Annotated in this window: 1 protein-coding gene; it reads left to right on the top strand. The window is 68.6% G+C overall.

Annotation, left to right across the window (positions count from 1 at the left end; translation table 11 throughout):
* Window positions 1–41: 41 nt before the first annotated feature.
* The coding region (locus ACSFA3_RS23500; RefSeq protein WP_435507832.1) for an Ig-like domain-containing protein at window positions 42–1,357 on the top strand (1,316 nt) is incomplete at its 3' end.

Genomic DNA, 1,357 nt, shown 5'->3' with positions numbered 1-1,357 from the left:
TGCGAGGCCCGCTCGCCAACGGCGGCACCACTGACGACACCATGCCCACGTTCGGCGGGAGCGGCGCAGCGCCGGGCGATGTCATCAAGGTCTTCGACAACGGCAGCGTCATCGGCAGCGCGACGGTCGATGCCAGCGGCAGCTGGAGCGTCAAGCTCGGCACGACGCTGGGCGAGGGCGCGCACAGCATCACGCAGACGGCCACCGATGCAGCGGGCAATACCAGCGCCGCTGGTGCGCCGCTGGACTTCAAGGTCGACACCACGGGCGTGCCCGTCAGCCTCAAGCTGGCGCCCGGGCGCCAGCCAAAGACATTCCCCGACGGATTCACCGACGAAACCAGCCCGACGCTCGAGGGCAAGACCACGGCAGGCGCCGTCGTGACTGTCACGGAGGGCGCGAACGTTCTCGGCTCCACCAAGGCGGATGCCAGCGGCAACTGGCGCCTCGCGCTGCCAGTGCAGAGCGAAGGAGCGCATCAGTACACGGCCACCGCGGTGAACGCCGCCGGCACCAACAGCAAGGCCGCCCTTGCGTTGACCATCGACGCGTCCCCGCCGGCCGTGCCGTCCATCGCCGAGGTCATGGACGACGCCGGCTCGGTGCGGGGCCCGCTCGCCAACGGCGGCTTCACCGACGACACCACCCCCACGTTCGCCGGAAGCGGTGCGACGCCGGGCGACAAGATCAGGATCTACGACAACGGCATCGCCATCGGCAGCACGACCGTCGAAGCCGATGGCAGCTGGAAATTCGCCTTCACCGGAGCGAACACACCGCTGAAGGAGGGGGTGCACCGGTTCACCGCCACGGCCCTCGACCCGGTGGGCAACGAGAGCGCGCAGTCGCCGGCACTCATCGTCACCGTCGACACGAGCGCTCCGCCATCTCCGGCTGCCGCGACGAGCTATGCCGACAACGTTGGCCCGGCCGAGAACGCCAAGAGCACCGCCGCGAGCACGAACGACACCACGCCCGGCATCAACGTTGGCCAGGTAGAGGATGGCCTGACCCCGTCGCTGTATATCGACGGCGTGAAGGTTCCCGCGGTCTATGACCGAGCCGCCGGCACGCTGACGCCGAGTGCCCCGCTTGGCGAGGGCGAGCACCGGCTGAGCTACACGCTGACCGATCAGGCCGGCAACGAGAGCCCGCGTTCGGGCGACCTGATGGTTACCGTGGACACCACGCCGCCGCCGGTACTGGACGCTTCCTCGATCAAGGTGCTGGACAACGAAGGCGCCGTGCAGGGGGAACTGGGCGCTGGCGCAAAGACCGACGACAGCAAGCCGGAGTACCTTGGCAAGGCCGACCCGAAGCAGGTGTCGAGCATCAACGTCTACGACAACGGCAAGCT

It is taken from the genome of Variovorax glucosi (assembly GCF_051216695.1).
Classification (GTDB): Bacteria; Pseudomonadota; Gammaproteobacteria; order Burkholderiales; family Burkholderiaceae_C; genus Variovorax.
This window is presented reverse-complemented; position numbering and strand designations above follow the sequence as displayed.